Source organism: Bradyrhizobium centrolobii (assembly GCF_001641635.1).
GTDB lineage: Bacteria > Pseudomonadota > Alphaproteobacteria > Rhizobiales > Xanthobacteraceae > Bradyrhizobium > Bradyrhizobium centrolobii.
Window position 1 is genome coordinate 18,115 of record NZ_LUUB01000069.1, and the last position, 8,890, is coordinate 27,004.

Here is an 8,890-nt window from a genome sequence, read left to right on the forward strand (position 1 = left end):
CTTATAATGCTTGCTTCGCGATCTTCTCTTGCGGACTAAGCGACACGGATGAACGTTAGATCTCCTGCCAATCATTCTGCGAGCTTGGTTCGACGTATCGTGCAAACGTTAGACAACGGCCCCGCCCGCATCAGATGGCTGTATCGACCCAACTGTTTTCGTAGAGCCGCTTTGATATCGTCGAGAGCCCCGCGGCTTCCGCCCGATCGATGTGATCGGATCTCAAGCTGCGCCCACTCATTAATCCGCACCTCTTTTGGCCACGGGGCTTTCTCTTGCGATCAGCGCAACGTTCTGAGCGGTGCGACGATCAGCGACTGTCGCGAATGCCTTCATTCCCGAGCCGCGGTCCCATTAGTGGTCGCTGTGGGCATCACCGATACGCACGGCCTGCCCGCACGTCGAGCAATTGTTGAGGATGCGCTATGTGCGGCCAACATGCGAGCGAAGATAAACTTGGCGCCCGACGAGGCTGGCAGATGGCGCAAAAGGGCACCAGGTTTGCAACTTGATCGGATCGACAGCTGCTGCTTGTTCGCACTTCTTCAGCCCGCGGTGAATGTGGGGCCGGATCCACATCTGCTAGGCGATGTTCTTTTACGAACTGCCGGCCATACTTCGTTTAACACTTCGTAAACACCGGCCGCGACTTGGTCCGCAGACTAAGCGGCTCAAACGCTATCTCACTCGCTCGAGGACCTCGCCTCCGCGTGTGACCACCGCGCGATTGCCTTCGGATTCTGCATCGATCGCTCGCTGGGGCTCCCCGACGCCACGGTCCTGCTGGTTAACTTTCAAAACCGCAACCACAAACTGAAGGGACGTCGCCCGTCAGCGCGCTCAAAGCACGTCTTGCACGACGTTTAGGAGCAGTAGTATGGCTGTTGCAAACTTTGCAAAATGCCTCGCCGTGACCCTCACGCACGAGGGCGGATATTCGAACAATCCAAGTGATCGCGGCAATTGGACTGGGGGACGTGTAGGCATCGGGCTTCTGAAAGGGACGCGCTACGGAATCGCGGCTCATGCATATCCTTACCTCGACATCAAAAATCTGACGCTTGGTGATGCAAGGGCAATTTACGAAAGAGATTACTGGAAGCCGGTGCGCGGTGAAAGTCTGCCTTACGGAGTTGATCTCGCGACGTTTGACGCCGGCGTGCTGTCTGGGTGTCGACGAAGCATGCTCTGGTTGCAAGCCGCGGTCGGCGCTAAGGAAGATGGCGCTGTCGGACACGAGACGATCTCAAAGGTATTGGCCGCAAATAGAGAGACAACAATCCGGGCGATTTGTGAAAAGCGACGTAGTTTTTTGCGACGGCTTCCGTCATGGAAATTCTTCAGCAACGGTTGGTCGCGTCGGATCGCCGATGTCGAGGCCAAGGCTCTTGCGATGTAGCTAACGTGTAGGACCGAAAGCTAACGAACGACGCAGCGGCTGCGCTCCGAATAGAAGTTGGTCCCACAGACTCTTCGCTTCACCACGACGAACATCCTCGTGAACAGGAGAAACCCAGAGCAGATGGTCCCGCCACTCTCCGGCCTCAAGGTGACGGTAGCCCTCGCCGTCATCAATGGGACCGACCCATCGCCCAGCTCACATTGCATTTCGACGTGCACCCAACTAGATCACGGGATGGAAATCGCAATTGGAGCCAAGCGCTTCGAGGATTCCTGACCGGGCGCCGGCCACGCCAGCGGTCGACGTGAAGTCGCTCCACACATAAGATCGGTGATATCTCGCGGTCGTTCTGGATTCGGGCGAGACGCCGGGCACGGCCCTGGCGGCTCTCGATCACGTGGATGCGGCGTTCTGCCTCGGGACGCTGGTGGGCGCTATGGCATCGTCACGGCAGGCCGAATTCTTCAGCACGGATCAGGCTTCGCATTTCACCGGCGCGCCGCCAGCAACGTCGATGCTATCAGCATTGACGGTAAGGAGAGCTTGGAGAGACAACGCGGAATTCGTGCCTCCATCGGCGAGCGCAAAACCTGCGATCGTGGTCCGGCCGGACCAGATAGGCGGCACCGACGGCCACGGTATACATGCGGCTTGTGACGTTGTTCGAGCGTGCAGCGGCATTGCGCTCCGAGCTCTGCGCACCACCGAACTTCGCGCCCCAAAAGCTCCAGCGCAGCTCGAACAAGGCTGCCGCGGGGGATCTGGCGAACGCGGCGAAAGCGCAGAACCGCTGCCCCCCTGTTCTTCTGCAAAGCTCGGCGCACCGCCCGCGGCGCCGGCCACTTGAGCATCGGGCCGGGTCGCTCATCCAAGCGGCGTTCCATGTTTGCGCTTTCGCGTCAGTCGCTGCTGCGACGGACGATGCGACGGCGACCAAAGTCGTGGGGGTTGCTGGCCTTCGATTTTCCGGCTCGAGGGTGCCATGTGCCGATTTCGCCGTTGTCATCCAAGCCCCCTTAATGCCGGCCAAGGCAGCCAGTTCACCGCCGCCTTCACCGGCACACTGACCGCCACCGGCGTCAGGATCTCGATGGACCGTCGCGGGCGCTGGATGGACAATATGTTCATCGAGCGGCTGTGGCGCTCGCTCAAATATGAGGACATCTACTCAAGGGTTATTCGGATGGCCACGAGGCCAAAGCCGGAATCGCCCGATGGATCGACTTTTACAATTTCCGGCGCCCTCATCAGGCGCTGGAAAACCGCGCGCCGATGGCGGTCTGGCGGGCCGGTGTCCCCGGCGCCTTCGGCGAAGGGGCTGCGGATATGACGCTTCTCGCAAGCGAGAAGCTTTGAAAACGCAGCGCGTTTCCCACATCCCCGCAGCCACATCAGCAGCAAGCAAGAGTATCGTGAAGTTATTGGGAAGAACGAACGGCAGTAGCTCCTTAACAAACCGGACCCAGTGGTCCTCAGCATAGGGTCCACTTCAATACCGCGTGAAGAATGGATATGCTATCGATTTCACAATGCGCGACAACACCACATCTGCGGCGGCAACACGGACACGAACTTACTGACAAGAAGCATTACAGCCGACACGGACTACAATCGCTCATTAGCACGTTGTTGACCTAACTGTTGCTTGTAATGCTCTAGTCCTGCGCGATCTCGCGCGGTCGCATGCGTTTGGGATATTTTTCGGTTCGCATTTTGTCTTATAAGTTTCCGGGATTTGGCGTCGAACAAATTGAGTTCAAATACGGAAGAGCGGAAGCCGCTATTGTTTCCGGAATCGTCGCTTGAACCCTCGGGAACAGCGATGAACCAGGTAAACCCTCTATCAATGCAAGAATCCGGAGCCGCAGCAGGAGACGTGTTCGATTTCACATGGGTGGTGCCTGTGAGTTTACCAGTCCGGACACATATGTGCATCCGCCTGAGTCATATAGACGTAAGAGAGATTGACATCGCTTCGCCCAAGATGGTTTGCGTAGCAAGCCCTGCGGTTTCCGATGATGCCCAATAGCGTGTTAGGAGCATTAACATTGACTGGATTGCCCGCGCCCCATGACATCGTGAGAAAGAGGAGAGAGCCGCTCAGTTGTGCTTCGTGATGGAAGGAACAACGTTTGTGGTGATAGGCAAGAGTAACGACCGAGATGGAGTGGAGCCTTGATTGTCCTTGGTGAATGCAAGGGCGCAATGGGCTTATATAGATCCTGGCTGCGAGTTGCCGCCAGCGCAACACGACTTTCCCTCGTTGTGTCCCGCCAATCGATTTGGTGGCTCATTGCGGAACAACGGAGTTTGATGGTAAGCGGCGTGTCTTCCGCACCTTGTCGGGCGTGAGCTGATCGGCAACATGCGAGCGTCATTTACAGTTGGGTTCGCATATATGGTTGACCATATAGTTGACGCTTCGGGGCCGCGGGGCCGGGTGGATATCCAGGTCGGAGTGGGCGTCGGCGGCGATGGAGCGACGCGGTCAAGGGGCGGATCGTGGCGGAGTCGTATGCGCCGGGCGCTGTTGTGTCCGAGGTGGCACGCCGGCACGACCTCGCGCCGCAACACCTGTTTGCCTGGCGCAAGGCGGCACGTGCTGGTCTGCTGAGCTTGCCGGCGGAGGATGCGCCGTTCTTTGTTCCGGTGGTGTCGGAGCTGCGCCCCGCTGCGGGGCCGGCCGCAGAGGCGGCAACACGGAACGCGATGATAACGATCAGCATCGAGATTGGCGGTGCGGTGGTTCGCGCAGCCGCCGGGGTCGATCCGGCCTGGCTGAGCGATGTGCTGCGGGTCGTGAAGGCGACCACATGATCGCGGCTTCGGCGGGCGTGAAGATCATGGTTGCGACGAGGCCGGTCGACTTTCGTAAAGGTGCCGACGGTCTCGCCGCGCTGGTGCGCGAGCAACTCCAGCATGATCCGTTCGCGGGAACAATTTTCGTCTTCCGTTCAAAGCGAGCGGATCGTTTGAAGATTTTGGCCTGGGATGGGTCCGGGCTCGTGCTGCTGTGGAAGCGTCTGGAGCACTCCGCATTCCGTTGGCCGCCGATCAGCGATGGCGTGATGCGTTTGTCCGCATCACAGCTCGCCGCACTGATGGACGGACTGGACTGGTCGCGTCTGCATGCCCGCGACACTGCTTCGCCGACCGCAACGTCATAAACCCTGTGACCAATTGAATCACGTCGGCTGCAATCTTCCACAACGGCCCGCGAATCAGCTTGAGTACCGGGCGTGAGCGAGACCAATGATCAACTTCCGACCGATATCGAGGTGTTGCAGGCGCTGATTGCGGCGACACGCGCGGAGCGCGACGCGGCCATCGCAAAGCGCGACGCGGCGATCGCCGACCGCGACCAGGCGCTGTCGCAAATGGATCGCCTTCAGCATCTCTTGCGCCAGCTGCAACGCGCGCAGTTCGGTCGCCGCTCGGAGAAGCTCGATCCTGAGCAGTTGCAACTGGCGATCGAGGACATCGAGCAGGCCGTTGCCAGCGACGAGGCGGCCCAGGACAGGAAGGACATAGCAGGCGCACGCCAGCGTGCCGAACGGCGCCGCGCCAGCCGTGGTGCACTTCCGGCCCATCTGCCGCATATCGACGTCACGATTGCCCCGGAGATGACCTGCTGCCCGTGCTGCCGTTCACCTTTGCATGTGATCGGTGAGGAGACCTCACGGCGGCTCGACGTCGTCCCGGCGCAGTTCCGCGTGATCGTCACCCATCGTCCCAAATATGCTTGCCGGGCCTGCACGGATGGCGTGGTTCAGGCACCGGCACCGGAGCGGCTGATCAAAGGCGGGCTGCCGACCGAAGCGATGGTCGCCCATGTGCTGGTCGCCAAGTATGCCTGGCATCTGCCGCTGTATCGGCAGGCTCAGATGCTGCTGGCGCAGGGCATCGACATCAAACGCTCGGTTCTGGCGTTCTGGGTCGGCTATGCGGCTGCGGAGCTTCGTCCGCTCTGGCTCAAGCTGCGCGAGATGATTCTGACCGCGAGCAAGATTGCGGTCGACGAGACCACAGCGCCGGTGCTCGATCCCGGCCGCGGTCGCACCAAGAAGGGTTTCTTCTGGGCGATCGCGCGCGACGATCGGCCGTGGGGCGGAGCCGACCCGCCGGCCGTGGCCTACACTTACGCGCCCGGCCGTGGTGCCGTCCACGCGCTCAAGCTGCTCGACGGTTATCGCGGCATCGTGCAATGCGACGGCTATACCGTCTACAAGACCATTGCCAACACCGCGCCTGACGCGGCGATCACGCTCGCCTTCTGCTGGGCTCATCTGCGGCGGCGCTTCTTCGACGTTGTCCAGGATGGACCCGCTCCGATCGCGAGCGAAGCGCTCGAGCGTATCGCCGCTCTCTATGCCATCGAGAAGTCGATCAGGGGCCGTAGCGCCGATGAGCGCCGTACCGCCCGCCAGGAGCGCAGCAAGCCGCAGGTAGCGGCGCTCAAGGTCTGGTTCGAGCAGCAACTCACCCGCGTCTCGGGCAAAGCGACAATCGCCGAACACATCCGCTACGCCTTGAACCACTGGGTTGGCCTGACGCGGTTCCTCGACGACGGCCGCATCGAGCTCGGTAGAGTCGACGACTGGCGCGGTGACCGTAGGTAGCGAGGCTTTACTGTTTCCGGCTGCTTTCGCCAGTTGCCGGTGTCGCAGTTCGCACCATAGTTCCGTTTCCAGTCGCCGCTCGTCAAACCGGGCATGCGGATTTGCCGCACCCGGCTTTCACTTGTCTCATCAGGCCTTCGCGCTCGATCGGTCGTTACGACGAGTCGGGATGCGGAAGAGTTTGAGGGTATCGTGCAGGTAATCCTGCGGATACTCTTTGAAGCCCCTGCCACGTTTTCCTGTTCGTTGTATCAACCAGTGCCGCAGACGCCGATCGACGTATTGCCTGATGAAGTCATAGGTCTTCATGACAGGGCCTTGGTCGAAGTAACCGCACCAGCCACGAAGAAGGCGACTGATGACGGCGACGGTGTTCTCCGGTGTGTCCGGGTACCACTGTGGCGTCGTGCGTTCGTGGATTCGTCGGAGCAATCTCATGACCGCTTTCTTGGACGGACGCGTGCCGATGAAGGCTTGTCCATCCTTTCCGTAGAACCGCCCGATCGTGTAGCCTAGGAACGTAAATCGTTCCGACGGCAATAGAGCGATGCGGGTCTTGGTCTCGTTCACCTCCAGCCCGAGCCTGCTCATCAGTACCGTCATTCGCTTCATCGCCGCCTCGGCTTGGCCGGGGCGGCAGCAGATCACGAGATCGTCGGCATAGTTGACGACGTAGGCGTCGAGTTGTTCTTGGTGTCCGTGGTCGCGCCAGGCCAGCAGAAAGCGTCGGAAGTAAATGTTCGCCAGCAATGGACTCAGAGGAGAGCCTTGCGGGGTCCCTTTCTTAAACTTTCGCGCATCTGCCGTCTGTATCGTCCGTCTTCCGCTCCGTTCAACTACCGGGACTGTCAACCAGCCTTTGATGGTCGAGAGGAGTCGTCCATCGGCGATCCGTCGTGTCAGGCATCGCATCAGCGGACTGTGTGGAATCGACGTGAAATAGTCGCGTAAATCTGCATCGACTACCTCGCGGCGTCCCCGGTCCTTGATATGCCAAAACACGCGGCGCACGGCCATCTTGGCGTCAAGCTTCGGGCGAAATCCGTACTGGTTGTCCAGCAGGTCCGCGTCGAAGATGGGACCGATCACTAAGACCGTGGCCATCATGACGATTCTGTCACGAATACACGGGATTCCGAGTGGTCGGCGTCCGCCATTGCTCTTTGGTATCCATACTCTCAGAAGGGGCTTGGGACGGTAAGTGCCCTCCTTCAGCTCCTGTCTGACACTTTCCAACCACTGCTGCTGTCCCTCGGTTTCGATCTGTTCGAATGTTATGCCGTCCACCCCGGGGGCACCGTCGTTTTCACGGCACCTTTGGTAAGCTTCTTCCATGACATCCGGTCGGCAGATTTTGTCCCACAGAGAGTAAAAGCGGTATGTCGGTTCGGTCTTAGCTTTCGTCTGTAGCGAGCTCTGCAGCTTCTGAACGCGCATATCCGGTGTTGTTAGACTCATCGTCAATCGCCGTGCTCTTTGCTTCGTTCTCTCGCTTGAGGCAAGTCAGGGTCCCTTCCCTCTTCCGGCGTTACCCGGTGTCATAGGTAGTACGGACCCATCCGCCATCTGCCGCTGCCGACGCTGGCCCTCACGGGTTCGTCGTTGTCCGGATTCGTCATCCTTCCTCGGCGACAGACTTCCCTTGTTGCCCACTGTCCATGTCCCGCGCGTGCTGCCACCACTACCCCGGTGGGATCCTGGGGTGCTTTTCTCGCTCGCTTCCCCCCGGACGTCGGCCTTCCCCGTTGCTATGGCGGGTCGGCTCCCACGATGACGCTTTCGGAGCCTGCTCGGTGTTCACTCGCAAGTTGCGGCCCGCGCGGACCGATGACCCCCAGAAGGGGCCTTTTCTCAGAGTGCTTCAGGTCATTCGTCGCCTCCTGACCCGCTCCGAGTACTTCCGGCTGGAGCGAGAGTTTGCCGGCCTGGACTTCCACCAGGGAGAACAGTGCGCCTTGGCAAGGCACACACAGCAACACAGTCGAGCGTTCCATGCGCCCGATTGCGATGGGAAGACGCAACTCATTGTTCAGCGGCAGCGAGGGCGGCGCCGAGAGCTGGGCGATCCTGGCTTCGCTCGTGAACACGGCAAAACTCCATGAACTCGACCCGCAGGCCTACCTGACCGATGTGCTGGAGCGCATCGTGTCCGGGCGAACCAGAAGCCATCAGCTGCGCGAGCTGCTCGCCTGGAACTGGAAGGCGGCGCGCCATCGCACCGCACAGGCTGCTGCATGAACGCGCGTCGCCATAAAGCAGCATCGTCGATGGCGTCAGCCGCGATGCCGCTTGCGGAGCTCGAGCGATGGCTCCAGGCTCGCGTCGATCGGCATCCTGCCGCCACCAGCATTCCCATGCTCGACGGCTATGCCGCCGCGATCGTAGCCGGACCGGTGTCGATGAGCCCGCTCGGCTGGATCTGCCCGCTGCTCGCCATCGACGCCGATGCTTTCAACCACGGCGGCACCCCGGAGTTCGCTGCGATCTCCGCTGTCGCGCTGCGCCATAACGAGATCAGCAACACCCTCTCGACCGCGCCCGATCGGTTCGAGCCGATGCACCGGCGCGAAGTCAATGGCGATATCGATCCGCGTCCGTGGTGTCAGGGCTTCTATGCCGCGATGCAGCTCAGACCGTCGGCGTGGGCGCCGTTGCTGGACGCCGGCAACGTCAATCACGGCCTGCTGCTGCCCATCCTGCTGCATGGTCGCGATGATCAGAGCCGTCCGCCGCTCGGATCACCGCAAGGCGGCCGTAACGCCTACGCCGAGATCCCGGCGGCCGTCGAGGCCTTGCGCCAGTATTGGATGCCTATCCGCTACCCACGCACACGCTGATCACCGCGGACGTGGGAGCTCATACCGGTTAC

Annotated in this window: 6 protein-coding genes and 2 pseudogenes; 7 read left to right on the forward strand and 1 reads right to left on the reverse strand. The window is 60.6% G+C overall.

Going from position 1 to position 8,890, the window contains the following annotated elements; genetic code table 11:
- The first annotated feature begins 877 nt into the window (after positions 1-877).
- The 5 genes and pseudogenes from AYJ54_RS47610 to tnpC all read left to right on the forward strand — a co-directional run.
- On the forward strand, positions 878-1,399 hold the full coding sequence (locus tag AYJ54_RS47610) for a glycoside hydrolase family 108 protein (RefSeq protein ID WP_082905796.1): 522 nt from the start codon (positions 878-880) through the stop codon (positions 1,397-1,399).
- A gap of 1,221 nt (positions 1,400-2,620) precedes the next feature.
- Positions 2,621-2,758 carry a hypothetical protein gene (locus AYJ54_RS54035; RefSeq protein ID WP_430641442.1) on the forward strand — a complete coding sequence of 46 codons (138 nt, stop codon included), beginning with the start codon at positions 2,621-2,623 and terminating at the stop codon, positions 2,756-2,758.
- A gap of 1,146 nt (positions 2,759-3,904) precedes the next feature.
- On the forward strand, positions 3,905-4,219 hold the full coding sequence (locus tag AYJ54_RS54040; protein WP_161491890.1) for a transposase: 315 nt from the start codon (positions 3,905-3,907) through the stop codon (positions 4,217-4,219).
- A complete protein-coding gene (gene tnpB, locus AYJ54_RS22555) occupies positions 4,216-4,569 on the forward strand; it encodes an IS66 family insertion sequence element accessory protein TnpB (protein ID WP_063702305.1) in 354 nt (117 codons plus the stop codon). Before AYJ54_RS54040 ends, tnpB begins: the two co-directional genes overlap by 4 nt.
- Positions 4,570-4,641: 72 nt before the next feature.
- Positions 4,642-5,985, forward strand: a pseudogene (tnpC, locus tag AYJ54_RS22560) (IS66 family transposase); the annotation flags it as partial.
- Between the two features lie 165 nt (positions 5,986-6,150).
- Here the strand turns inward: tnpC and ltrA are convergent.
- The gene (gene ltrA, locus AYJ54_RS22565) at positions 6,151-7,479 is read right to left on the reverse strand and encodes a group II intron reverse transcriptase/maturase (RefSeq protein WP_082905706.1); all 1,329 of its coding nucleotides are present in this window, start codon (positions 7,477-7,479) and stop codon (positions 6,151-6,153) included.
- 513 nt (positions 7,480-7,992) lie between these two features.
- On the opposite strand from ltrA, the pseudogene AYJ54_RS22575 reads away from it, so the two are divergent.
- Positions 7,993-8,259 (forward strand): annotated as a pseudogene (locus AYJ54_RS22575) (transposase domain-containing protein); the annotation flags it as partial.
- Between the two features lie 44 nt (positions 8,260-8,303).
- Positions 8,304-8,858: a YecA/YgfB family protein gene (locus AYJ54_RS47620; protein ID WP_245329062.1), complete on the forward strand. Its 555-nt coding sequence runs from the start codon at positions 8,304-8,306 to the stop codon at positions 8,856-8,858.
- Positions 8,859-8,890 lie beyond the last annotated feature (32 nt).